General features: G+C 37.8%; 21 protein-coding genes and 1 other annotated feature. Of the genes, 3 read left to right on the top strand and 18 right to left on the bottom strand.

The window, feature by feature from the left end:
- Positions 1 to 179 precede the first annotated feature (179 nt).
- The 3 genes from pyc to M3210_RS12670 all read right to left on the bottom strand — a co-directional run bounded on the left by pyc (position 180) and on the right by M3210_RS12670 (position 5,269).
- Positions 180 to 3,620 (bottom strand): pyruvate carboxylase, encoded by a 3,441-nt coding sequence (gene pyc / locus M3210_RS12660; protein ID WP_251514919.1) that lies wholly within the window; start codon positions 3,618 to 3,620, stop codon positions 180 to 182.
- The gene (ftsW, locus tag M3210_RS12665) at positions 3,598 to 4,794 is read right to left on the bottom strand and encodes a putative lipid II flippase FtsW (RefSeq protein ID WP_251514920.1); all 1,197 of its coding nucleotides are present in this window, start codon (positions 4,792 to 4,794) and stop codon (positions 3,598 to 3,600) included. Before ftsW ends, pyc begins: the two co-directional genes overlap by 23 nt.
- 193 nt (positions 4,795 to 4,987) lie before the next feature.
- The gene (locus M3210_RS12670; RefSeq protein WP_251515048.1) at positions 4,988 to 5,269 is read right to left on the bottom strand and encodes an Fpa/YlaN family protein; all 282 of its coding nucleotides are present in this window, start codon (positions 5,267 to 5,269) and stop codon (positions 4,988 to 4,990) included.
- A gap of 193 nt (positions 5,270 to 5,462) precedes the next feature.
- Between M3210_RS12670 and M3210_RS12675 the strand changes: the two genes are divergently transcribed.
- Entirely contained in the window at positions 5,463 to 5,954 is a 492-nt protein-coding gene (locus tag M3210_RS12675) for a hypothetical protein (RefSeq protein WP_251514922.1), read from the top strand.
- A gap of 84 nt (positions 5,955 to 6,038) precedes the next feature.
- Positions 6,039 to 6,644 carry a YhcN/YlaJ family sporulation lipoprotein gene (locus M3210_RS12680; protein ID WP_251514925.1) on the top strand — a complete coding sequence of 202 codons (606 nt, stop codon included), beginning with the start codon at positions 6,039 to 6,041 and terminating at the stop codon, positions 6,642 to 6,644.
- A gap of 81 nt (positions 6,645 to 6,725) precedes the next feature.
- Here the strand turns inward: M3210_RS12680 and M3210_RS12685 are convergent, their stop codons facing one another.
- On the bottom strand, positions 6,726 to 7,013 hold the full coding sequence (locus tag M3210_RS12685) for a YbyB family protein (RefSeq protein ID WP_251514929.1): 288 nt from the start codon (positions 7,011 to 7,013) through the stop codon (positions 6,726 to 6,728).
- A 142-nt stretch (positions 7,014 to 7,155) separates the two neighbouring features.
- Between M3210_RS12685 and M3210_RS12690 the strand changes: the two genes are divergently transcribed.
- Positions 7,156 to 7,359, top strand: a complete 204-nt coding sequence (locus tag M3210_RS12690) for a YlaI family protein (protein WP_251514933.1) — start codon at positions 7,156 to 7,158, stop codon at positions 7,357 to 7,359.
- A gap of 38 nt (positions 7,360 to 7,397) precedes the next feature.
- Here the strand turns inward: M3210_RS12690 and M3210_RS12695 are convergent, their stop codons facing one another.
- From M3210_RS12695 to citZ, 14 genes are all read right to left on the bottom strand, one after another.
- On the bottom strand, positions 7,398 to 7,709 hold the full coding sequence (locus M3210_RS12695; protein ID WP_251514936.1) for a YlaH-like family protein: 312 nt from the start codon (positions 7,707 to 7,709) through the stop codon (positions 7,398 to 7,400).
- 220 nt (positions 7,710 to 7,929) lie between these two features.
- A complete protein-coding gene (gene thrS / locus M3210_RS12700) occupies positions 7,930 to 9,873 on the bottom strand; it encodes a threonine--tRNA ligase (RefSeq protein ID WP_251514940.1) in 1,944 nt (647 codons plus the stop codon).
- Between the two features lie 256 nt (positions 9,874 to 10,129).
- Positions 10,130 to 10,364, bottom strand: a binding site (T-box leader).
- 71 nt (positions 10,365 to 10,435) lie between these two features.
- On the bottom strand, positions 10,436 to 11,284 hold the full coding sequence (gene ytxC, locus M3210_RS12705) for a sporulation protein YtxC (RefSeq protein WP_251514943.1): 849 nt from the start codon (positions 11,282 to 11,284) through the stop codon (positions 10,436 to 10,438).
- A 143-nt stretch (positions 11,285 to 11,427) separates the two neighbouring features.
- Complete coding sequence (gene dnaI / locus M3210_RS12710) at positions 11,428 to 12,354, bottom strand: primosomal protein DnaI (RefSeq protein ID WP_251514946.1); 927 nt, start codon at positions 12,352 to 12,354, stop codon at positions 11,428 to 11,430.
- A 26-nt stretch (positions 12,355 to 12,380) separates the two neighbouring features.
- Positions 12,381 to 13,718: a replication initiation and membrane attachment family protein gene (locus M3210_RS12715; protein ID WP_251514949.1), complete on the bottom strand. Its 1,338-nt coding sequence runs from the start codon at positions 13,716 to 13,718 to the stop codon at positions 12,381 to 12,383.
- A gap of 4 nt (positions 13,719 to 13,722) precedes the next feature.
- Entirely contained in the window at positions 13,723 to 14,196 is a 474-nt protein-coding gene (gene nrdR, locus M3210_RS12720) for a transcriptional regulator NrdR (protein WP_251514952.1), read from the bottom strand.
- 165 nt (positions 14,197 to 14,361) lie between these two features.
- Entirely contained in the window at positions 14,362 to 15,396 is a 1,035-nt protein-coding gene (locus M3210_RS12725) for a glyceraldehyde-3-phosphate dehydrogenase (RefSeq protein ID WP_251514956.1), read from the bottom strand.
- Positions 15,397 to 15,572: 176 nt separating this feature from the next.
- A complete protein-coding gene (gene coaE / locus M3210_RS12730) occupies positions 15,573 to 16,184 on the bottom strand; it encodes a dephospho-CoA kinase (protein WP_251514960.1) in 612 nt (203 codons plus the stop codon).
- 11 nt (positions 16,185 to 16,195) lie between these two features.
- On the bottom strand, positions 16,196 to 17,023 hold the full coding sequence (mutM, locus tag M3210_RS12735; protein WP_251514963.1) for a DNA-formamidopyrimidine glycosylase: 828 nt from the start codon (positions 17,021 to 17,023) through the stop codon (positions 16,196 to 16,198).
- A gap of 14 nt (positions 17,024 to 17,037) precedes the next feature.
- Complete coding sequence (gene polA / locus M3210_RS12740; protein WP_251514965.1) at positions 17,038 to 19,677, bottom strand: DNA polymerase I; 2,640 nt, start codon at positions 19,675 to 19,677, stop codon at positions 17,038 to 17,040.
- Positions 19,678 to 19,851: 174 nt separating this feature from the next.
- Positions 19,852 to 21,213, bottom strand: coding sequence for a two-component system histidine kinase PnpS (gene pnpS, locus M3210_RS12745; RefSeq protein ID WP_251514967.1), 1,362 nt, complete (start codon positions 21,211 to 21,213; stop codon positions 19,852 to 19,854).
- A complete protein-coding gene (locus M3210_RS12750) occupies positions 21,210 to 21,905 on the bottom strand; it encodes a response regulator transcription factor (protein ID WP_251514969.1) in 696 nt (231 codons plus the stop codon). The genes pnpS and M3210_RS12750 overlap by 4 nt, the downstream gene beginning before the upstream one ends.
- A gap of 429 nt (positions 21,906 to 22,334) precedes the next feature.
- Complete coding sequence (gene icd, locus M3210_RS12755; protein ID WP_251514971.1) at positions 22,335 to 23,603, bottom strand: NADP-dependent isocitrate dehydrogenase; 1,269 nt, start codon at positions 23,601 to 23,603, stop codon at positions 22,335 to 22,337.
- A gap of 79 nt (positions 23,604 to 23,682) precedes the next feature.
- Positions 23,683 to 24,804 (bottom strand): citrate synthase, encoded by a 1,122-nt coding sequence (gene citZ, locus M3210_RS12760; RefSeq protein WP_251514974.1) that lies wholly within the window; start codon positions 24,802 to 24,804, stop codon positions 23,683 to 23,685.
- Between the last annotated feature and the right edge of the window lie 70 nt (positions 24,805 to 24,874).

Raw genomic sequence — 24,874 nt, forward strand, 5'->3', positions numbered from 1 at the left:
CAACCGCCCATTTAACTTCACTAGAATAAACGTTTTTGCCCACGCAAAAACACCTCCGAATTAGTATTGGTTTGATTATACCATTTCGAAGGTGTTTTTTATTGTCTCATTTTATTGTGTTAGTCTAAATCTTGAGCGATGTTTTTTATTCATATGTTAATTGCTAAGTCAACAGATTATTATTCAAATTCGATCAAGATATCATCCACTTCAATTACCGAACCTTCTTTGACATAAACATCTTTAATTACACCATCGAAAGGCGCTTGAATACTTGTTTCCATCTTCATCGCTTCCGTTGTCAGCAAGTGATCGCCTTTTTTAACCTCGTCACCTTTATTGGAATTTACACTTAAGACAGTTCCAGGCATGGTGGCACCAATATGTTTTTCATTACCTTTTTCGACTTTAGGACGGAATGCAACCGATGAACGGATGTTTTTATCCTTAATGACAATTTCGCGAGTCTGGCCATTGAGTTCAAAGTAAATGACACGTGTACCATCAGGCTTAGGTTCTGATATGGATACAAGGTTGATAATCAACGTTTTTCCTTCTTCTATTTCCACATCAATCTCTTCACCAAGCTTCATTCCATAGAAGAAAGTAGGCGTATCGAGTAAGGACATGTCACCATATTGTTCACAGAATTCTTTATAATCAAGGAATACTTTAGGATACAAAGCATAAGCAATGACGTCTTCATCGGAAGCAGGCTGACCAATTTTCTTCTCAAGCTCTTCACGTAACGCATCAAAATCAACTGGTTCCAACAATTCACCTGGTCGGACGGTAATTGGTTTGCGATCTTTTAAAATCACTTTCTGTAGCTTCTCAGGGAAACCAAGATAAGGTTGACCAATATAACCAGATGCAAACTCAATAACTGATTCCGGGAAATCGATCTGATGGCCTTTTTCATAGACATCTTGTTCTGTTAAGTTATTTTGTACCATAAATAAAGCCATATCACCAACTACTTTTGAGGAAGGCGTCACTTTTACAATATCACCAAACATATCATTTACTAAACGGAAGGTTTTCTTCACTTCATTCCAGCGTTCGCCAAGTCCCACTGCCTTAGCTTGCTGCTGGAGGTTGCTGTACTGGCCGCCTGGCATTTCATGATTGTAGATTTCTGTATGTGGAGCCTTCATTCCACTTTCAAAATCACTATAATACTCTCTGATACCTTCCCAATAGTAAGATAGCTCTTCCACACGCTCAATATCCATTTCTGGTTGACGGTCATGACCCTCTAAAGCATGGAATAAAGTTTGTCCACTTGGCTGGGATGTCATTCCCGCGAGCGGACCGTTGGCAGTGTCGACAATATCCACTCCTGCGTCAATCGCTCTCGCATACATATAAATTCCATTACCACTTGTGTCGTGAGTATGCAAATGGATTGGCAAATCAACTTTTTCCTTTAATGTAGAAATAAGTTGGTATGCAGCTTCAGGTTTCAATAATCCCGCCATATCTTTTATCGCTAAAATATGTGCCCCTGCATTTTCCAATTGCTTACCCAAGTTTACATAGTAATCCAAATCATATTTAGAGCGGCCTTTATCCAACATATTTCCTGTATAACACATCGCGGCTTCCGCTATTTTATTGGATTTCCGAACTGCTTCAATTGCAAGTGTCATTCCTTCAAACCAGTTCAAGCTATCAAAGATCCGGAATACATCTATTCCTCTTTCTGCACTTTTCTCCACAAAGGCATTTATTAAATTATCAGGATAGTTTTTGTATCCTACCGCGTTACTCGCCCGAAGCAGCATTTGAAAGAGAACATTTGGCATTTTCTCTCTTAGTTTTTCTAGCCGTACCCAAGGATCTTCTTTAAGGAAGCGATAAGCAACATCAAAAGTTGCCCCACCCCACATCTCCACGGAGAACAAGTTCGGCTGTATTTTAGCAGTCGGTTCTGCTATTTCCAAAAGATCTTTCGTTCGAATTCGGGTTGCAAGCAGTGATTGATGTGCATCACGGAATGTTGTATCCGTCAATAACACTTTGTCCTGTTCTTTTACCCAATTCGCTAATCCTTCTGGTCCCTGTTCATCAAGTATTTGTTTTGTACCGTTTTCAAAAGGTTGTTGACGATTAACTTTCGGAACAATAGGCTTAGAAAATTCAGGTTTTTCAACTTTTAATGCACCCTCAACACCATTGACAGTGATGTCGCCGATGAAACTCAACATTTTTGTTCCACGGTCTTTCGCTTCTGCAAATTCGAATATTTCCGTTGTTGTATCAACAAAGGTAGTATCATACTTACCTGTAATAAATTTCTCATGATGCATTACTTTCTCAAGGAATGGAATATTCGTCTTAATACCGCGAATCCGAAATTCCCTTAAGTTACGTACCATTTTCTGTATTGCCTGTTCATAGGTTCTTCCCCATGTCGATACTTTTACTAATAATGAATCATAGTGAGGAGTGATGACCGCTCCTGGGAAACCATTCCCTGCGTCCAACCTTACACCGAATCCCCCACCTGTACGATAAGCAAGTATCTTTCCTGTATCCGGCATAAAATTATTTCTCGGATCCTCTGTTGTTACTCTTGACTGTATTGCATAACCATCAACTTTAATGTTTTCTTGGTGTGGTATTTGAATAACATCATCATGCAATTCAAATCCATCAGCAACTAGAATTTGTGTATGTACAATATCAATTCCAGTTATCATTTCCGTTATGGTATGTTCCACTTGAACACGTGGATTAACTTCTATGAAATAAAACTTACCTTCTGAAACAAGAAATTCTACAGTTCCAGCGTTAACATAATCGACATTCTTCATTAAGTCCACTGCAGCATTACAAATTTCGTTGCGCATTTCTTCACTTAAGGACAAACTTGGTGCAACTTCAATAAGCTTTTGATGTCTACGTTGAATAGAACAATCTCTTTCATACAGATGAATAATATTCCCTGCATTGTCTCCCAAAATCTGCACTTCGATATGTTCAGGATTTGTCAGTAATTTTTCAATATAGATTTCATCGTCACCAAAAGCTGCTTTTGCCTCTGATTTTGCTCGATCATATGCTTCAGGAACTTCATCAGCAGAGTTGACAATCCGCATGCCCCTTCCACCGCCGCCAAGCGTAGCCTTAATGATGATAGGATATCCATGCTCTTCGCCAAAAGCCAACACTTCATCTACACTGAATACAGCTCCACTTCCAGGTATAACCGGGATACCAGCTTTAATCGCTTGTTCACGGGCTTTTACTTTATCGCCGAACATGTCTAAGTGTTTGCTTTTAGGACCAATGAAAATAATCCCTTCTTCTTCACAGCGTTTTGCAAAATCAATATTTTCAGACAGAAAACCATAACCTGGATGAATCGCATCAATACCTTTATCCCTAGCGAGTTGAATAATCCCCTCGATATCAAGGTAGGCATCAATTGGTTTTTTCCCTTCACCGATAAGATAAGCCTCATCAGCTTTAAATCGGTGTAGGGAACTTCTGTCTTCTTTTGAATAAATTGCCACTGTCCGAATTCCCAGCTCGGTACAAGCCCGAAAAACTCGGATTGCAATTTCCCCTCGGTTTGCGACTAGAACTTTGTTAATACGCTTTAAATCTCCCATTATTTCCACCTCTATTAATATGTTTTATATTAGTATATTGTGATTCATTTGGGTCTCCTGCTTCACTCTCTCTTTTTCTTACATTCATTGCAATGTTATTTAAAATACCCATTGAGATGAGTAAAACCAGAAGTGACGTACCACCATAACTGACAAAAGGTAAGGTAACCCCTGTAATTGGTAAGATTCCACTGATTGCACCGAGATTAATAAACGCTTGAATTCCCACCATTGATGAGATTCCAATAGCTAGCAGTGCACCAAAACTGTCGGTACACTTCCTTGAAATGAAAATTCCCCTTAACACAATGATTGCAAGTAAACCAATAACGAGCACTACTCCCACAAAACCAAGTTCTTCAGCGATAACCGCCATGATGAAATCTGTATATGCCTGCGTGAGATATCCTAGCTTTTGAACACTTTGTCCAAGTCCTTCTCCTGTTAATCCACCAACTCCGATTGCTACATAAGATTGAATCAATTGGTATCCGTCAGAGTCCGGTGTTTCAAATGGCTTATACGCTCCTGTAAAACGTGAAATTCGTTCATCTGTCACCATGGACGGTGCCGCAATGGCAGCAAGGACAATGCCTATGGCAATTAAAATACCAATATGCTTCCATCGAATCCCTGAACTGATTATGACAGAGCAGGCGATTAAAAATACAATGGAGGCTGTTCCGATATCTGGCTGGATTACGATTAGTCCCACAAAGACACATGTCATAATTAATGGAGGCAATACTCCAATACCAAAACGATCGATGTAGGCTTGTTTTTTGGAATAAACGGAGGAAAGATACATAATTAATGCGAGTTTGGCAAACTCAGAAGGCTGTAAACTCATCGGGCCGATTTGCAACCAAGATTTTGCATTATTAACTTCTGTACCAGCGAATAATAAAGCAACGAGTAGAAGGAGTACAGATAATACAATTATCTTCATGAGCTTTTGGTAGTACTGATATGGGAAAATACTAGTAAAAATAAAAGCTATGAATCCAATTCCAAACCACATTGCTTGCCTTTTCAAATAATATGTACTCTCCACACCGTCCACTACAACCGCTGTTACCATACTAGCACTGTATATCATGACTAGGCCAAACGCTGTAAGAACAAGTGGTGTTATGATTAACGTATAATCATAGTATTTAAGTTTTTGTAACATCTTTCTTCTCCCCAACAGTAGATTTTATTGGAGGGATAAGCTTTAACTTTTTATAAAGTATATCACATTAAAACAAATAGTACATACTATTATAAAAGTTTTTTTATTATCCACATCCTTAATGATAAAACAAAAAAACCTTGCCGAATACTCTAGGCAAAGTTTTTGCTACATGACACACACAAAAAACCATTCACAATGTATTTTGTGATGCTTCATGTAATATATTAAGCTTCTTCTCCAAGTTATCTAGAAGTGCTTTACCTTCATTTTCACTGATCAAGTTCAAGCGCACAGCAAAATCAATCTCCTTTGAGAGACCAAACATTTGAGTATCTAATACTTCTTCGTATACTGGGCACTGTGGAGCCGTTAAATTTTCTATTTGAACTTCGATTAGTCGTAAAATTTTGTCAGCATCAGCCTTTAGAAGGGCATAAGCTTTTTCACGATGATTAACCGTCACCTCTGGAATCAAATATATCCCCTCCGGTAATAAGACTCTTTCTTATATATTAGCTCTTGATTAATAAAATTGCAAACATAATTAAGGGATTTACAGGAAAATATTAGTCTATTACTCATTAGATGAAAATAACGCTTACGTTTGTTATGATTAACAGAGTTAATTCCTTATTTAACAAAAAGATGGATGGGAGAGTTACAACATGCAGATTATACCAGTTTCCGGAAAGGTAAAATTTCCGATTACTCTTGATGCAGGTGTTTGGATATTCGATGATCGAAAGATAAAGTTGGAGGATGCTTTCAATAAAGAAGATCAATTAGAAAATATTGAAGAAAACAAGCACACTTTCAGCTCTGATGAACGATTCAACCGTGAAGTATATGAGGCTACAAATGACAATAAACCAATTCCTCGTAAAGAGGTCGACGAAATATTTAAGAATACATATGTTATGCCTTTTGAACCATTCTATAACAATGTTGAAGTGAGTGACGAAGCTACTGACGCCATTCTCGTTCAAGAAGATGGAAATGAAATTGCCATCTCACTGGACCAACTGAAACAAAGCTTTTTATTGTTCTCCCGCGAAGGGAAACCTTTAAAGGAAGATGGCCCAGTCCATGTTTACTTTGGAGATGGTTCAAATCGGGATAATCCGATTAAGGCAGTAAAGAAAATTATTATAGATTAAGCTTTCAATAATTAATTGCTTACGAATATTTTACTTCATTCTGCTAAAAATAAGCCCAGCAGCTTTATTTTAGGAGGAATGATCATGTATATTCGTAAGTGTTGCTTTTTAATTTTTTGTATGACACTTCTTTTTGGTTGTCAAAATCAAAATGCAGACGAAGCTAAACTTGAAGAGGACAACCAAACAAACAATCGATTCTTACAAGTGGAGAATACAAAAACAAATGAGACAGAGCAATTGTCAAATACAGAAATAGCAAACCATCTCGCTAAAGTCGCGAGTAGCGTACCTGAAGTCAACCAAGCTTCTGCATTAGTAGCCGGCCCATACACTGTAGTTGCGATAGATGTAAATGAAGACATCGACAGATCCCGTGTTGGGTCTATAAAATACTCTGTCTCGGAAGCTTTATATCATGACCCTTGGGGCAAAACTGCTGTCGTAGTAGCAGATGCTGATTTGATGGCAAGATTACGTGGAATGGGTGATCAAGTTCAAGAAGGTTATCCAGTTCGTGGAATTGTTGATGAACTCTCTGCTATAGTTTCCCGTTATATGCCAGAGTTCCCTGTTAATGATGATCAGCCGCAAGAGAACGACGATAACAAGGAAATATTGCCGGACGAGGAACAAAATCAATTAGATGATATACAAGAAGAACAATCAAATCATAGGAAGGAATTGTAACGGAATAAAAGCAATTTCCCATTAAGGAAATTGCTTTTATTCCGCTTGACTGTAGTCCATGTTATCAACTACTGACTGATTTTATTGAAGTGGAGTCTCTCCTCTTTTTTCATTATAGTATTGAACTCCGAATTGCGAGCCTTCAGATACCATCTTTGAATTTTCCAAATCAGCAATATCTCTCGCATCCACTTGATCCGGATGACCTGCTTTTTCAAACGTCAGTTCTTCGTTATCTTGTTTATTCATGAAGTTATTAATTTTGTCCTTGATTTTGGATTTTCTCTCATCATTCATCAGTAAATAGCTTGCTGCACCAGCTCCAAGTACACTTGCACCGACTGCAGTAATGATATTTCGTTTTCTCATCGACTTTCCTTCCTTTCCCTCTTTTGATACCTATATATTTCCCCGAATCAAATGAATCAAACATACTTCTATAAAAAGATTTTCCTAGTTTTTCCCGATTATGGTATACTTATTTCAACATCACAGGTCCCGAGGTGAAAAGATGCAAGTTAAATGTACAATATGTGATAATATAAATGAAATTCCTGACGATTCATTTAAAGCAAAACGCCTTAGGAATCGTCGTACATATATGTATCTGTGTGACGAATGTTATTATCGAGTTGAATCCAACACAAAAGCACGTCATGATACAGGCAAATTCCATTTATACCGTGATAAGCAAGACGAAGATGAATATATTTGACAATCTGGTTTTATTATTCAGAAAAACAAAAAAACGCTTCATGATGAAGCGTTTTTTGCTTTTCTTTGCATATACATTCTTGTCCGATAAATCGTTAATACGATTACAATGATAACTAAACTCTCTGTCATCGGCATTTTCATAATACTGAAAATCGTGGTTAAGTAATTACCGAGAAATAGCATGAAGTAGACAAATACGTTTTTCCACAAACTCAATTTTCTTGCAAAACCTAGTTTATAAGCAATTGCAGAAAGTACGAGATTAATGATATACATTTTCCAAAAAATATTTTGTACTCCATAATTTGCCACAATATAATCCAATACGATACTAAAAGATCCAGTCATAAATATTGTCCCCCATTAATCATCACTCTCTTTATCATACTAAATCTTTCAGCATCATGCTAGGTATAAGAAGGTGATTTTATGACACTTCTCTAACAGAATACGAGCCTTCCTACCGTTTTTCCCATCATTATACATATAGCGAATTAATGGGATGTATACTGCGACTTACTATAGATTAAAGAACAGACAGCTACAAAATAGCTGTCTGTTATCTTTTTTATTTAGTCGATTTATTGGCGATTTCTTCCTTCAACAATTCTTTAAATTCTTCTGTAGAAACAGTTGTTGTAGCTTTCTCGCCATATCGTCTGTAAGTCACTGCTTTCCCTTCAATCTCACTATCCCCTAATACCAGCGCGAACGGGACTTTCTCAGTTTGTGCCTGACGAATTTTATAACCGATTTTTTCGTCTCTTTCGTCAAGTTCTGTACGGATTCCTTCTCTTCTCAGTTCATCAGCAACTTGTTTCGCATAATCAAGATGGACTTGAGGAGATACTGGGATTACTTTTACTTGTACTGGAGCAAGCCAAGTTGGAAATGCTCCTTTGTATTCTTCAATAAGAAATGCAACAAAACGTTCCATAGTTGATACTACACCACGGTGGATTACAACTGGGCGATGTTCTTTACCGTCTTCCCCGATATATGTCAAATCAAAACGCTCAGGAAGCAACACATCAAGCTGGACAGTTGATAAGGTCTCTTCCTTACCAAGAGCTGTTTTCACTTGAATATCCAATTTCGGCCCGTAGAATGCCGCTTCCCCTTCCGCTTCCACATAATCAAGTTGTAACTCTTCCATCGTTTCTTTCAATTGACGCTGAGTCATTTCCCACATAGCATCATCATCAATATATTTTTCTTTATCTTCTGGGTCACGGTAAGAAAGGCGGAAACTGTAATCCTCGATTCCGAAGTCTTTATACACATGCTGGATTAATTCTACAACGCGTTTGAATTCATCCTTTAACTGATCAGGTCTGGCAAAGATATGTGCATCATTCAACGTCATCCCGCGAACACGTTGTAAACCAGCTAATGCACCACTCATCTCATAACGATGCATCGTTCCTAATTCTGCAATTCGTACCGGTAATTGGCGGTAACTCCACAATTGATTTTTAAACACCATCATATGGTGTGGACAGTTCATCGGACGCAATACAAGTGTTTCATTATCCATCTCCATTGGTGGGAACATATCATCTTGATAATGATCCCAGTGACCGCTTGTTTGATAAAGGTCCTTACTTCCAAGTACAGGAGTATAGACGTGATCATAGCCAAGTTTCTCTTCCAAATCAACAATATAACGCTCGATCAAACGGCGGATTGTCGCACCTTTTGGCAACCATAACGGCAACCCTTGACCTACCTTCTGTGAGACAGTGAACAGATCCAATTCTTTCCCTAATTTACGATGATCTCTTTCTTTTCTTTCTTCCAGGATTCGTAGATATTCTTCAAGATGGGATTTCTTTTCAAATGCTGTACCGTAGATACGTTGGAGCTGTTGGTTATCACTATCGCCTCTCCAATACGCACCTGAAATGCTGAGCAACTTAAATGCCTTTATTTTGCTTGTACTCGGAACATGTACTCCTCGGCATAAATCAAAGAATTCGCCTTGTTCATAAATCGTCACCTGTTCATCTTCAGGGATTGCGTCAATCAATTCCAGTTTTAAGTGGTCACCAATCTCTTCAAAACGTTTCTTAGCTTCTGCGCGAGAAACTTCCACTCGTTTAATCTCTAAATTTTCATCAATAATCTTTTTCATTTCTTTTTCAATTTTTGGCAAGTCTTCTGGAGTTAGTTTGTGCTCCATATCGATATCGTAATAGAAGCCCTCTTCGATTACTGGACCAACGCCAAATCGAACTTCCCCGTAAAGACGTTTAATCGCCTGTGCGAGCAGGTGTGCTGATGAGTGGCGTAGGATGTCTATCCCTTCATCATCTCTGTAAGTCAGGATTTGAATTTCTCCTCCTTTTTCTATGGGACGGCGGAGGTCTAGAGGTTCTCCGTCCAATTTAATTGCTAATGATTGTTTTTTTAGACCGGAGGAAATTGAGCCTGCAACTTCTTCTCCTGTTATACCTTTTGGAAATTCTTTTTGATTTCCATCTGGGAAAGTTAAAGTAATTGATTCTGCCATTGCTTTTCATCTCCTATGTTTAAAATGGTAGTAACTAAATAATAAACTTTCTTCTGGAGGTCCGCAGCCCAAATACACCTCCGCTTTCCGTGGGCGGCCGGCGAGCCTCTGCTCCCACTGGAGTCTCCGGTGTATTTGGGCTGCTCCCGGAGAAACCTGAAATAGAGCACTAAAATCCATCTAGGATGATTGTAAACAAAAAAGTGTAATGAACCGAATATAAACCAAATAAAAAAACCGTTCCTTTGCATTGCTGCAAAGGGACGGTATATGGTTATAACGTGGTTCCACCCTATGTTTCGATTAATATGAGTAACTCATAAATCGCTCTGATCTTTAACGCAGATGATACGCTACTATTTACTGAAGGTTTCCATAGTAGGGCTCGGAGGTGGTAATTAATTGACTGTATATAGAAAGCTTTCAGCCTAGGCTTTCTTCTCTTGTCTATACAGGGATTCAATCAATCATGTCCTCGTCAATGCTTCTCATTTTTAATAATTAATTGTATTATAACTCCCGTTTTTTAGAAAAGCAAGCCTATCTTCATTTTTCACTTGAATTAATGCTCATAGGAAGAATAAGTATAAGGAAAATCCTTAAATGATTTTAAAATTACTCGTTCTTGAAAAACATTGATGATAGTCTGCGTTTTTGGATTAGAAGGGTCGTCCACATACATGTTTATCTTTTCTGGAGCCATGGCAATTAATGGTGCTAAATTCCACTCATCCTCTGGGAAGCCAAATAAATAAAGCGGTGCTTTTTTCATGATGTTACGTAACTCAATTTTGGAAAGTTGCCTGCCAACCGTACTGTAGTAACTGAAAGGACTTCCTTCAACTACATGTATTAAGGGAATCATTGGTTCCTTTGTATGAACATATTCCCTTAACGTATTAATAAATGATTGATGTTCCTCTTCCCGTTTAAACTCATCGATAGCTAGTCCAATATAATGAACCAGGTCTTTTTTAAAGGCTTTCATCCCAAACTGTACAATTGAATCAAAGTGGACTGTCTGTGCATTGCGAATATGCATGAGGAAAATCGCTCTCAACAATTGAACAGGATGTTTATGCTTTCTTAACATTTTACTATCTTCATCCACACCTGTTACAATCCATTCCGCCAACTCATAAATCTTTTCAATTTCATGATGATCGGTAAAATAATAAGAATCTCGAATGATTTCATGGATTACTGACCGCAATCGATTGCTGATATAAACATGGACTAAGGAAACTGCAATCGATTGAAATATAATTTCGTTTAAAGGCTCATAGTTGATCGTCAGTTGATTCCCCCATTTTTCATTCACTTGCCAATGCACGGCTATCTGTTTGTTTTGCTGGAATACATGCTCACAGAAGCAAATTACCTCCTTGTCTGATTCAAAGAAAATATCCATTCGTAACATCACCCTCATCTACAACCAAACTGTTATATTATATGGAGGGCTTTATGGAAAAATGATAAGATTGGTTAATCTAGTGAAAACAAAAATAAAAAACTTCCTTCTAGTATCGTATCTTGTACTAGAAGGAAGTTTTATTAATTTCTACGATTATACCCTTCCAAATGCAACACTTCACTAACCTGTCCGATTCGTTCAATAATCCTTGCTGCCTTTATCGTCTCTGTCCCTGAACGAGTGGTTGCCAAATGCCCTTTGAGCTGTTCCAAATCATAGTTCGATGTAAAGAAAACAGGTAAGCCTTCCATCATTCGATACTGGAGAATGGAACTTAAAATCTCATCGCGGAACCAGGCTGATTGCATTTCTGCACCAATGTCGTCCAACATGAGGATATCCGTCTTTTTAAAAAGATCAATTTTGTCATTAACAGAATCATCTTTTAATGAAGCTTTAATTTCACGTACAAACTCAGGCATATAAATAATCGTGGAAGATATATTGTACTTTTTCAACTCATTCGCTATCGCACCTAATAGAAACGTCTTGCCGACCCCAAAAATTCCATATAGATAAAGACCTTTGTTAGGAAGCTTGGTCTTCGCTTCATTAAGGAATTCAAAAACCTTCAGCAATACTTTTGTACGGGATGCATCATTATCTATATCCGACATTCTTGCTTCCAATATTTCTTTGGGCATATATAAACTACTAATGAGCTTATTACTTTCTTGTTCTTTTTCATACATGATTCGGCTATGGCACTTCTCATATCGAATGTGTATTTCTTCATTCTCCACTTGAAGGATTGGAGAATAGCCTTGAATCATGTTTTTGCATTCACCGAATGATGCACAATGATTGCACTGCTTTGATTGAGTTTTATATTCGTATAATTTGACTAGACTTTTGTCTATTTCATTTTGACTTAATTCTGGATGGAGCGCGATAAATTCTTTGATTTCTTCGTCTTCCAAGAGTTCTGTTTTCATTTTATTATAGTTTTCTTTAAAGCTTTCACTGCGCGCCATCCAGGCTTTCAAGCTTGATTGAATTGGCTTCACTAAAAATCATCCTTTAAACGATTGGTTTAATTTCCTTCAGAAAATTGTTTGAGAAGTTGTGCTACTTTCCTTTGCTCTTCATTCATATCGATGGATTGAGACTCTTTAGGTTTTTCTTTATGTTTTCCTGCTTTATACCAATCAGGAATGATATCTTTGCTTGCCACCTTCTGATATCCACCTTTGCGTCTTGCTTTTGCCTTTTCATAGTTTGCGCGTTCTTGCTTAGCAAAATTCATAGCTTCTTTCGCGGTCTTCAGTTTAGCTCGTGACCAGTGGCTAGCGATTTTTTCAATATATGCCCTTGAAAGCTTCATATTTGTTTGGAGCAGCACGTAATGGATTAATACATTCATTACAGGGGCTGGAAGACCTTGAGTAGTCATTACATCACTAATCAGCTTCATGTCTTGTTCAGAGGCAAAATTTCCACTTGATAAATCTTCTAGAAGTTGCTTTGGCGAGATGGTTTCAAGCTCCTGTATGAGCAGCTCTTCCCTTGTTAATGGCTTTTTATCAGTTTGTTGATTAATGGAAGTTTCCGTTTTTGGAATCAAACGGATCGGTTTGTTATCATTCTTGGCACGATATATATCATGGCAAGCCTGCTTAAATTCTTCCCTGTCAAGATGGTTTTCTTCAGTAAGAGACCAGATAATGGCTTTATCAATTTCGAAGCTTTCTAAATCGTACAGAACAAGCATCTGCGTGATTAATTTACGGTTATCCTTTGTCAGTATACGATGGACAGGTATCATCCGTTGTTTCAACATATGTTCAAGCCATTCAAAATCTACAGTTCCATCTTCTTCGACCATTACCTCTTCTCCAGCAGCAACTTGAACAAGACTTGCTGTTTCTGTAGTCTGGAAAACCTCTTGAAAATCAGCTGTAATATTTTCACCGACTTCAGGTTGCACTTCCACTGTAAAGAAATCTTTTAACCTATCAAATTTCTGACTACCGATATAATGGTACAGGAGGGATGAAAACATAGCATCCTCAAAAAAACTATTCGGATCATAAGGAGATTGGAGATCATATGTGTAAATCGTCATCCCATCGTCTTGTTTCTTATACGTTCGAAGTAATCCGATAGCCTCTAATTTCCGTCTGGCTTCATAGATTTGATCAAGTGGCAACATTAAATAATTCATTAATGTATGATGAGTTTGTGGTGTTGATTCTTCCTGTAACGGCACTTCATTGATTAAGGTTTGATAGAGCATTAATGCCTCAGGACCAATGAGCGGCTGGTATAAGTGGGTCAAAGATTGTAAAAAGTTCTCTGGCAACGCTTCTTGCAACCTTACAAAGTATCCGTCTACTGGTAGTAGTTGTCCTATTCTCATCACGATTTTCACCCTTTTACTCTTCCTTTTCTTGCTTGTCACTACTAATTAATTCCTTAAGTTCATCTAAAAAGACAGATACATCTTTAAATTGACGATACACAGAGGCAAAGCGAACATAGGCCACTTCATCAACCTTAGAAAGTCTTTCCATCACCATTTCGCCAACGAGTTTCGAATCAACCTCTGAAGATCCGAGACCACGCAATTCCTTCTCTACTTCCAATGCAATAGTTTCAATGGTTTCCACAGGAACTGGTCTCTTCTCACAGGCACGGATTAGGCCTCTGGTAAGTTTTTCACGTGAGAACTCCTGCCTCATTCCATCTTTCTTCACGACAATTAACGGAACTTCTTCCATTCTTTCAAATGTAGTAAAACGTTGACCACATTTCTCACATTCTCTTCGACGGCGAATAGCTTTTCCATCTTCAATTGGTCGTGAATCAGTAACCTTTGTATTTTTATATTCACAGTTTGGACAGCGCAATTTTCACTCACCCCTCTGTCGTCAATTTACATTCCAATATGTAGGCGATAAAATAGATATCCTCTATTTTAACACGTTTTAGCCAAATGTTCTATTCATCCTAAAAAAGATGCATCTTAATTTCCATATAACAATGGATAAGATGCATCTTATATTTAGATTCTATCAGGATATTTTAGCTGTTTCTTTATTCGTCAAATTTACACCAACAAGTTTTGTTAAATCTAGCACACGTGCAGAATAACCCCATTCATTATCATACCATGCCAGAACCTTTATCTTATTTTCCCCCATTACCATAGTCGATAATCCATCAACTACTGCTGAATAATCCGTTGTAGTGAAATCGACAGACACGAGTGGTTCCTCCGTAAATTGAACAATTCCATGGTAGCCATTCTCCGCAGCTTCCTTGAATGCCTGATTTACCTCTTCAGCTGTAACACTCTCTTCCACATCAACAACCAAATCCACAAGTGATACATCTGGTGTCGGAACACGCAGTGCCATTCCGTGTAATTTACCGTTCAGATGTGGCAATACTACTCCAAGCGCCTTTGCAGCACCAGTGGAAGTCGGAATGATCGATTGAGTACAGCCCCTCGCTCGGCGAAGATCTTTATGTGGATTATCAAGGTTTTTCTGATCATTTGTAAAAGCATGGACCGTTGTCATTAATCCATTTACTATTTGAAAACGATCATCCAATATCTTTACTACCGGTGCTAAACAGTTAGTAGTACAAGAAGCATTGGAAATAATATGGTGTACTTCACTATCATACTCATTATCATTGACACCCATTACAATCGTTTTATCAATTTCTTTACCAGGTGCCGTAATGACAACCTTTTTCGCTCCAGCTTGAAGGTGAAGTCCAGCAGTTTCATTCGTAGTAAATTTTCCCGTTGCTTCCACAACAACATCTATATCCAACTTATTCCAAGGAAGCTTATCCGGCTCCCTGGAGCTAACAAGCTTAATCTCTTTATCATTAACTTGAATTGAGTTATCAAGCGCTTTCACTTCTCCGTTAAAAATACCATGGACACTGTCATATTTAACTAAATGCGCTAGTGTTTCAGGTGGATAACTCGCGTTTATAGCTACTACATCAAACTGTTCATCTACAATTGCCTGACGAAAAACCATTCTCCCGATACGACCAAACCCATTTATTGCAATACGAATCTTATCCATTGTAACCCCATTCCTCCCAATAAAGTTATACTAATTATGTATTTCTGTAATTAGTATAACACATTTCAGGTTAAATGTGCGTCATATTTAAAGTAAATATAATGTTATAATATTACGAATGTTGGTTCTGATGGTATATCGTATGCAATAATTGGTCAATTTGGCACGTTTAAGCTCTACAATCCACGTTCCACTATATTCCATTCTTTTAGTATGTCTTTTAATTGTTCAAATGAATCTTGAATGGAACCTCTGTTATCAATAATTGCATCAGCGAGCTCTGCTTTTTTCTCTACAGGTATCTGCGAATTGATTCTTTGCATCGCTTCTTCTTTTGTAAAGTCGTTTCTAGCCATTAACCGTTCCAATTGTGTTTTCTCATCAACATATACAACTAGTATCTTTTCAACAAGATGCTCAAGCTTACTTTCAATTAATAACGGAATATCCAATACTACACATCTCTCTCCCGCTTCAATACATGCATCTCTTTGTTCAAGCATTCTTTTGCGAATGGCTGGATGCACAATTTCATTTAATTGCTTTCGCTTGGACTCATTGGAAAAAACAATTTCACCTAATCGATTTCGGTCAATGGTTCGATCTTCAAGGAGTATTTTTTCCCCGAATGATTCTACAATACGTTCATAAGCTTCTTCGCCCGGTTCAACAACTTCTCTTGCCAGTTTATCTGCATCGATTACTGGAATATCAAGTTTTGTAAACATGGATGACACTGTGCTTTTACCGGTGGCGATGCTACCCGTTAAGCCGATGACCAAACTCATCTAATCCCCCCTTACAGAGGCTGACATGCAGCACATATATGAGTGCCTCTGCCAGCCACTTTCAGTTTGATTATTTCTTCTCCACAATCTTTACATGCCTTCGTTTGTTGACCATACACATAAAGTTCTTGCTGGAACATTCCCATTTCACCTTGAGAATTGACATAGGAGCGAATGGTCGTCCCTCCAAGTTCCACAGCTTCCTTCAATGTAATAATTGCGGCCTCACGAATTCTTTTGATTTCCTCATCAGAGAGGGTATTGGCCCTTCTCATCGGATGTACACGTGCTTTAAATAAAGTCTCATCCACATAAATATTTCCCAAGCCAGTAACAATGGTTTGATCAAGGAGCACAGCCTTGATCAGTCGTTCTGTTTTATTTAATTTTTGCTTAAAGTAATCAAATGTAAATGCTGAATCAAATGGTTCCGGACCCAATTTCTTCAGTGGGGCACGGTTCATCTCTTCCCCAATCGGATATAGATGCATCGTTCCGAATTTACGGACATCATTATAATAGAGTGCTTCTCCATCCGTAAACGTAAAAATGACATGTGTATGTTTGTCTTTTTCCGTTAATACAGGCAAGACCCGATATTTACCTTCCATTCTTAAATGGGAAACCAAAACATAGTCATCAAGATAAAATAATAGAAACTTACCTTTCCGACCGAGCCTCCGAAATGTTTGGCCGATTAAAAGCTGTTTAAACCGTTCCACATCATCGGGTGCTTTTATGATTTTCCCCCAGTGAACATCGACAGCTTCAATGGTTTTATTTAACACTAATTGTTCAAGTGTACGTTTAATCGTTTCAACCTCTGGTAATTCTGGCATAACTTCCTATCTCCTTACTTAGCATCAAACCAACTATTGCCGTATTCATAATCCACTTTAAGCGGAACTGATAAATCTACGGTATTCTCCATAATTGCTGGTACAATTTTTATTAAGCGATCCAATTCGGTCTTTGGTGCTTCCAAGATTAATTCATCATGTACTTGAAGCAACATTCTTGCCTCAAGTTTTTCATCCAGTAATTTATGATGAAGATCGATCATCGCCTTTTTAATAATATCTGCTGCACTACCTTGAATTGGAGTATTCATTGCCGTCCGCTCTGCAAAGCTTCTGCGGTTGAAGTTACGGCTTGTAATTTCTGGTAAGTATCTTCTCCTCTTCATAAGCGTTGTTACATACCCTTGTTGTTTCGCGGTTTGGACAACATTATCCAAATACTCTTTGACACCAGGGAAGCTTGCAAAATATCTGTCAATAAAATCCTTAGCTTCTTTCCGGGTCGTACCAAGGCTTTGTGATAGGCCGTAGTCACTGATTCCATAAACAATTCCGAAGTTCACCGCTTTTGCTTGCCTGCGCATGTCTGAAGTGACTTCATCCTCTGCAACATGGAAAACATCCATCGCAGTCCTCGTGTGGATATCCATATCATTATTAAAAGCATCCACTAATTTTTCGTCCTGAGCAATATGGGCGAGGATCCTTAATTCTATTTGTGAATAGTCAGCTGCAAAAATAATCCAGTCCTCTTTAGAAGGTACAAAAGCCTTCCTAATCTTTCTTCCTTCTTCAATTCGAATCGGTATATTTTGCAGGTTAGGATCTACTGAACTGAGACGACCTGTTTGAGTAAGTGCCTGATTAAAGCGTGTGTGAATCTTACTCGTCTCTTTATTGACCACTTTTAATAACCCTTCAATATAAGTGGACTGCAATTTACCTAGTTGACGATAAAGAAGAATCTTTGGAATGATATCATGTGCATGCTGGAGTTGTTCCAAAACATCTGCAGCGGTCGAATAGCCGGTTTTTGTCTTTTTGATAACAGGAAGTCCTAATTTCTCAAATAGAATAGGCCCAAGCTGTTTCGGTGAATTGATGTTAAATTCTTCTCCAGCAAGTTCGTATATCTCTTCCATTAATGTATTTAATCTTTCTTTTAAATCGATTTCCATCTCTTTCAGCTGATTGGTATCGACAAGAACACCTTGGTGCTCCATTTCACCAAGAATCAAGGCTAATGGCATTTCAAGTTCGACTAACAACTCATATTGCTCATTTTCCTTCAATTGCGTAACCATTCCTTCTTGGGATTTATCAAGAGCTATTGCCTTACGAACGATGTGCTCAGCGAGAATGTCCTCTTCTGGCACTTTTCTCTTGGCACCTTTCCCATAAACTTCTTCATCAAATTGAACATCTGTGTAGCCGAAACGACTGCCAATTGCAGGTATATCATGATTGTTCTCAGAAGGATTTAACAGATAAGATGCCAGTAGAAGATCGAAGCTGATTCCTTTGAGATGTATTCCATTTCGTAACAAGGCAACAACCGTTTCTTTCGCATCAAACACCGATTTTTTCTTAGTGGAATCTTCTGCCCATGTTTTAAACAAATCAGATTTCAGTGCCACTTCCGTTGGAATGTAATAATTACCAGACTCATTTACTATGCTGATCCCGATTATTGGAGACTGATGATAGTTTTCTTCAATAATCTCAACTACTAAAGCAGAATACTCGGTGAACATCTCTTCCTTCACTTCAGAAACAATTTCCATATCTATTGCAGTCATTTCAACTGCTACGCCTGATTCTTCATCAATGGAACCTGATATTTTATTCAACAAGGAATTGAAGCCAAGTTCTTTAAATACCTTAGTGACTTTATTTTCCTCGTAGCCATTATACGTGATTTCATCAATTTTAACTTCGATTGGGGATTCTCGATTGATGGTTACTAGCTCCTTACTCATAAAAGCTTCATCTTTATAATTTGTAAGGTTTTCTTTTAATTTTTTCCCACCAAGAGAATCGATATTTTCGTAAACTTCTTCTAAAGTCGGGTATTCTTTCAATAATTTTAATGCTGTTTTCTCCCCGACCCCAGGTACTCCTGGAATATTATCAGAGTTATCTCCCATCAACGCCTTTAAGTCGATGATTTGATCTGGTGTAATCCCCATTTTTTCATGTAAATACTGCGGTGTATATTTATCAACCTCACTAATCCCTTTTCTCGTAACATGCACAGTTACATTGTCGGATACGAGCTGTAAAAGGTCCTTGTCCCCTGATATGACAGTTACTTCCCAATCTGCAGTATCAGTAACTTTTGATAATGTACCGATAATGTCATCAGCCTCATATTGATCCAGTTCATAATGAGGAATGTGGAAAGCATCGAGTAACTCTCTAACAATCGGGAATTGCTCGGATAATTCAGGTGGAGTTTTTTGTCTACCACCTTTATATTCTTTATAGGTTTTATGACGAAATGTTGTTTTACCTGCATCAAAGGCTACTAACATATGAGTTGGTTTTTCCTCTTCCAAGATGCGTAGCAACATCGTCGTAAAGCCATAGACGGCATTTGTATACACTCCCTTATCGTTATTCAACAAGGGTAATGCAAAGAATGCACGGTAAATAATACTGTTCCCATCTATTAACACTAACTTTTTTGACATTTGGACTCCTCCATTAGCTTTCTAGTTATGTTCATTTTATCATTGTATGGATAGAAATGAAAAAATAACGAAATTCAGACTCGTAAGGATGGTCGGTCTAGTAATAGGGCTATTTTGTATTTATACACAAAAAAAGCATAAGTAATGTACACTTATGCTGACAGATATAATGAATTATGTTGGTAAGCAAACAGTAATGATAGTGCCTTTATCAACTTCACTATCAATGAGGATTTCTCCATCATGGACTTCGATAATATGTTTGACAATAGCAAGACCTAAGCCTGTACCGCCTGAATTTCTTGTTCTCGCTTTATCAATCCGATAGAACCTTTCGAAGATTCGCGGCAATTCCTTTTCCGGTATTCCAATTCCCGTATCGGAAACTTCTATTTTTATCCTATCTTTTGCTTGATAAACCCTTAAAGCGACTGTACCTTCTTCCGGTGTATAGTGAAGTGCATTATCAATTAAATTAATAATGACTTGAGTGATCCGATCCTTGTCCGCTTTAATGTCGATATCTTCAATATCTTGGGTAAAAGTAATGCCTTTTTCCTCAGCTTTATACATAATAGCCGGAGTCAATGATTCAACTAATTCAATTGCATTTATTTTATGGAGTACGAGACGGAAATTATCACTCTCTAACTTGGAGAGTGCAAGTAAATCTTCAATCAACAGCTGAATTCGGTTACTTTCATTGTATATGATTTGAAGAAATTCTTTACTTATATCAGGGTCTTGCATCGCTCCATCAAGCAATGTCTCGGAGAACCCTTTTATGGAAGTAATAGGAGTACGCAATTCATGTGATACGTTAGCTACAAAATCTTTACGCATTCCCTCCAGTTTTTTCAACTCGGTTATGTCATGAAGAACCAATACCGCACCTTTCAGCATGTTCCTCTCATTAATAATCGGAGCACCAGAGATTTCTATATAAAACTTTTCTATTCCGATATAATGCTTAAATGAGTCTTTTACATTCGTTTCATACAAGAACACTTTCTGTATTGCATCTTGAACAGTCTCATTCTCCAATACTTTATGGTAGATAGAACCAATATAATCCTTCTCCGACTTACCAAAGTAATCCACAAACTTACGATTCACTAAATGGATATAGCCTTTTTCATCAAGCAATACCAACCCACTCTCCGTATTATCTATTAGGGTCGATAATTGCTCCGATTGAATTTGTTCTTGAAGTGAAAACTCAGTCAACTCCCTAGCAAGCCTATTGATACGATTACTTAGATTACCAAGCAGAGAATTTCTTGTGAAATGAAACCTCGCTTGGTAATTTCCTTTTGTAATTTCTTCTATTGTTTTTGATGCTTTACTAATTGGATGAATATAATCATGGTGAATCCTAATAAACATACTGCAAACTATCACATACACGATAATTAAAACAGCAATTAAAAAAATCATGTTTTCAACAAAGGTAGAAATTATTAGTCCTGCAACAAGTAAAATAAAAAACAAACTTATTACGTAGGAGAGTAATATTTTTGAAAATGGTGCTCTCATCGAGCAGGTTCCTCCATTTTATAACCGAGACCACGGATAGTCTTAATGTAAATTGGTTTTTTTGTATCCGGCTCGATTTTATCTCGCAAATGACTTATATGGACATCGACGATACGGGTATCTCCTACAAAATCATAATCCCATACACCGCTCAGCAACTGATCTCGTGATATTACTTTCCCTTTATTTTTAGCTAAGAAATATAACAACTCAAATTCTTTTCGAGTGAAGGTGACTACTTTTCCATCCATTTCCGCTTCATATCTTTCTGGGAAGATGGTTATGTTTCCGACTGAAATAGAACTAAAGCTGTTCTGATTTGCTTTTGTGGTCCGTCTCAGTATAGCTTTTATTCTTGCGATTACCTCTTTAGGGCTGAATGGTTTCGTCAAATAATCATCTGCCCCAAGTTCCAACCCCAGTACTTTATCAAATTCTTCATCTTTTGCAGTGAGCATGAGGATTGGTGTTTCAATCTTATTGTTTCTTAAATATTTACATACTTCAATTCCATCCATTTCTGGTAGCATTAGATCTAAAACAATCAAGTCATAATCATTTGTCTCTGCTTTTTGGACAGCTTCAGCTCCGTTATATGCTTCGTCTGTTGTAAACCCTGATTTTTCTAGATTGTATTTTAATAATGTAACAATTGGTTTTTCATCATCTACGATAAGAATTTTTTGACTCATTGTAAATCCTCGTCTCCTCTTATAACTAGTTATCTATTAATACAACTCTATCTTAACATTGAAACTTAAGTTGAGTATAACAAATACCTTAATATTAAGTAATTTTAACATAGTTTACAGTAAATTATTATTGACGCATATGGTGAAGAATATAATATTGAGTTGAATAGTAATATTCATAGTCCCTACCTAAGTCCGCAGCCCCGATACACCTTCGCTTTCCATGTGGCTGGTGAGCCCCCGCAGTGAAGAGAGCCAGACTAAGAACGACACGTCCTGTGCGTCGGGGGCTCGCGGGCCGCCTGCGGAAAGCGAGAGGTATTTAAACTGCGGGACCTCCAAAAGAAAAGCCGCTGAGACAAAGTTGTTTTCACAAAAATAAAACCACCATTCTATGAATTTCATAAAATGGTGGCTTTGTTATATGTCTTATAGATTTTTGATTAGCTCGTCTGCGAATTCAGAGCATTTAACTTCCGTTGCGTCGTCCATTAGACGTGCGAAGTCATAAGTTACTACTTTTGATTCAATCGTCTTGTCCATTGACGCTGTAATTAGATCTGCTGCTTCTCTCCAGCCTAAATGCTCTAGCATCAACACTGCAGATAAGATAACAGATGACGGGTTAACTTTATCTAAGCCAGCATACTTAGGCGCAGTACCATGTGTAGCTTCAAAGATTGCATGTCCTGTGTCATAGTTGATGTTTGCTCCAGGAGCAATTCCGATTCCGCCTACTTGTGCAGCAAGTGCATCAGAAATGTAATCTCCGTTTAGGTTCATAGTAGCAACTACATCAAATTCTCTTGGACGAGTTAAAATTTGTTGTAGGAAAATATCTGCGATAGCATCTTTAATGATGATTTTACCAGCTGATACTGCATCATCCTGTGCTTTATTAGCAGCGTCTTTTCCATCTTTTTCAACAATGCGGTCATATTCAGCCCAAGTGAATACTTTATCGCCGAATTCTTCCTCAGCTACTTCATAACCCCACTGTTTGAAAGCACCTTCTGTAAATTTCATGATGTTACCTTTATGTACAAGCGTAACACTCTTACGGCCTTCATTGATGGCATATTCGATAGCAGAACGTACTAGACGTTTTGTTCCTTCTTCAGATACTGGTTTAATTCCAATACCAGAAGTTTCTGGGAAGCGGATATTTTTAACGCCCATTTCGTTTTGAAGGAAATCAATTACTTTTTTCACTTCTTCAGAGCCTTTTTCCCATTCGATACCAGCGTAGATATCCTCTGTATTCTCGCGGAAAACAGCCATATCAACGTCTTCAGGACGCTTTACAGGTGAAGGAACTCCGCTGAAATGACGTACTGGACGTAAGCAAGTATATAAATCTAGTTCTTGACGTAATGCAACGTTTAATGAACGGAATCCTCCTCCAATTGGAGTTGTAAGAGGTCCTTTAATTGCAATTTTATATTCATCAATTTTATCAAGCGTTTCTTGAGGTAACCATTCACCAAATTTATTGAATGCTTTCTCACCCGCATAAACTTCTAACCATTCAATTTTCTTTTCACCATTATAAGCTTTTTCAACTGCAGCATCGATTACACGACTTGCAGCTGCCCAAATATCCGGACCAGTTCCATCTCCTTCAATAAAAGGAACAATTGGGTTATTTGGTACATTCAATACCCCATTTTCTACTACAATCTTTTCTCCCTGTGTCATGACACAACCTCCTATGTATATTCATTAAGAATAGCTGGATATGTGATCCAGCTATCCCTACTATCTATCTATAACTTAATTACTCTCGATTTTCAAGTGGAATAAACTTCGCATGTTCTGGGCCTACGTAATCTGCACGCGGACGGATTAAGCGGTTATTCTCATATTGTTCAAGAATATGTGCCAGCCAACCAGATGTACGGCTAACTGCAAAAATCGGAGTGAATAAATCATGATCAATACCTAAGCTGTGATATACGGATGCACTGTAGAAGTCTACGTTTGCAGGCAATCCTTTTTCTTCTTTTATATAGTCTTCTATTTTAATACTCATCTCAAACCATTTCTCTTCGCCCACTAATTCAGTAAGCTGTCGAGACATTTCTTTTAAATGTTTAGCGCGCGGATCTCCATTTCGATAGACACGGTGACCCATTCCCATAATCTTTTCTTTATTTGCTAGTTTATCTTTTACATAAGGAATAGCGTTATCCACTTCGCCAATTTCAGTCAACATCTTCATTACCGCTTCATTTGCTCCACCATGGAGTGGGCCCTTCAATGCACCGATAGCAGCAGTGATGCCTGAATACATATCAGATAGCGTTGCTACACATACACGTGCTGTAAAGGTTGAAGCATTCAATTCATGATCTGCGTGAAGCACAAGTGCTTTATCAATTGCTTCAACTTCAATATCTTTAGGTGCTCTACCATTTAACATATAAATAAAGTTTTCAGCAAAAGTATATTCCGGTTTAGGCTGAACAGGTTCTTCCCCATTACGGAGACGTGCAAACGCTGTCACAATTGCACCTAAATTCCCTTGAATACGGATAGCACGCTTCAAATTGGATTCCCTGTCCAGTTTTTCAGGGTTTTCGTCATACAATGACATATACGAAACAGCTGTACGTAATGCTGCCATTGGATGAACCGATTTAAGGTCATAAGACTTTAAATGTGCAATGAGACCCTCTGGCACTTTCATGTTTTCAACCAATGCTTTTCTTATCTCTTCTAACTCAGTTTCATTAGGAAGCTTTAAATTCCAAAGCAGATAAACTACTTCTTCAAAGCTCGCATTTTCTGCTAAATCATCAATTGGGATACCGACATATGTCAATTGGTCATCAATAATGGAACTGATTGAAGACTCAGCAGCTACTACTCCTTCTAACCCCTTAGTTGGTGTTGTCATAACAAAACCTCTCCTTTTTCTATATATTTGTTCACTCTAACTTTCTTGCGACAATATTATATTTAAAAAG

Origin of the sequence: Oceanobacillus luteolus (assembly GCF_023715655.1) — a bacterium.
In the GTDB taxonomy this organism is placed as follows: Bacteria; Bacillota; Bacilli; order Bacillales; family Amphibacillaceae; genus Oceanobacillus; species Oceanobacillus luteolus.

Excerpts from the sequence above, each read along its gene's own strand:
- M3210_RS12750 (WP_251514969.1), bottom strand. The coding sequence starts at position 21,905 with ATGAGTCAAAAAATTCTTATCGTAGATGATGAAAAACCAATTGTTACA.
- M3210_RS12725 (WP_251514956.1), bottom strand. The coding sequence starts at position 15,396 with ATGGATAAGATTCGTATTGCAATAAATGGGTTTGGTCGTATCGGGAGA.
- M3210_RS12685 (WP_251514929.1), bottom strand. The coding sequence starts at position 7,013 with ATGAGAAAACGAAATATCATTACTGCAGTCGGTGCAAGTGTACTTGGA.
- thrS (WP_251514940.1), bottom strand. The coding sequence starts at position 9,873 with ATGGCAGAATCAATTACTTTAACTTTCCCAGATGGAAATCAAAAAGAA.
- M3210_RS12675 (WP_251514922.1), top strand. The coding sequence starts at position 5,463 with ATGCAGATTATACCAGTTTCCGGAAAGGTAAAATTTCCGATTACTCTT.
- ftsW (WP_251514920.1), bottom strand. The coding sequence starts at position 4,794 with ATGTTACAAAAACTTAAATACTATGATTATACGTTAATCATAACACCA.
- M3210_RS12690 (WP_251514933.1), top strand. The coding sequence starts at position 7,156 with ATGCAAGTTAAATGTACAATATGTGATAATATAAATGAAATTCCTGAC.
- citZ (WP_251514974.1), bottom strand. The coding sequence starts at position 24,804 with ATGACAACACCAACTAAGGGGTTAGAAGGAGTAGTAGCTGCTGAGTCT.
- polA (WP_251514965.1), bottom strand. The coding sequence starts at position 19,677 with ATGTCAAAAAAGTTAGTGTTAATAGATGGGAACAGTATTATTTACCGT.
- M3210_RS12695 (WP_251514936.1), bottom strand. The coding sequence starts at position 7,709 with ATGACTGGATCTTTTAGTATCGTATTGGATTATATTGTGGCAAATTAT.
- icd (WP_251514971.1), bottom strand. The coding sequence starts at position 23,603 with ATGACACAGGGAGAAAAGATTGTAGTAGAAAATGGGGTATTGAATGTA.
- mutM (WP_251514963.1), bottom strand. The coding sequence starts at position 17,023 with ATGCCAGAATTACCAGAGGTTGAAACGATTAAACGTACACTTGAACAA.
- ytxC (WP_251514943.1), bottom strand. The coding sequence starts at position 11,284 with ATGGATATTTTCTTTGAATCAGACAAGGAGGTAATTTGCTTCTGTGAG.
- M3210_RS12680 (WP_251514925.1), top strand. The coding sequence starts at position 6,039 with ATGTATATTCGTAAGTGTTGCTTTTTAATTTTTTGTATGACACTTCTT.
- pnpS (WP_251514967.1), bottom strand. The coding sequence starts at position 21,213 with ATGAGAGCACCATTTTCAAAAATATTACTCTCCTACGTAATAAGTTTG.
- pyc (WP_251514919.1), bottom strand. The coding sequence starts at position 3,620 with ATGGGAGATTTAAAGCGTATTAACAAAGTTCTAGTCGCAAACCGAGGG.
- coaE (WP_251514960.1), bottom strand. The coding sequence starts at position 16,184 with ATGAGTTTGGTCATCGGCTTAACGGGTAGCATCGCCACCGGTAAAAGC.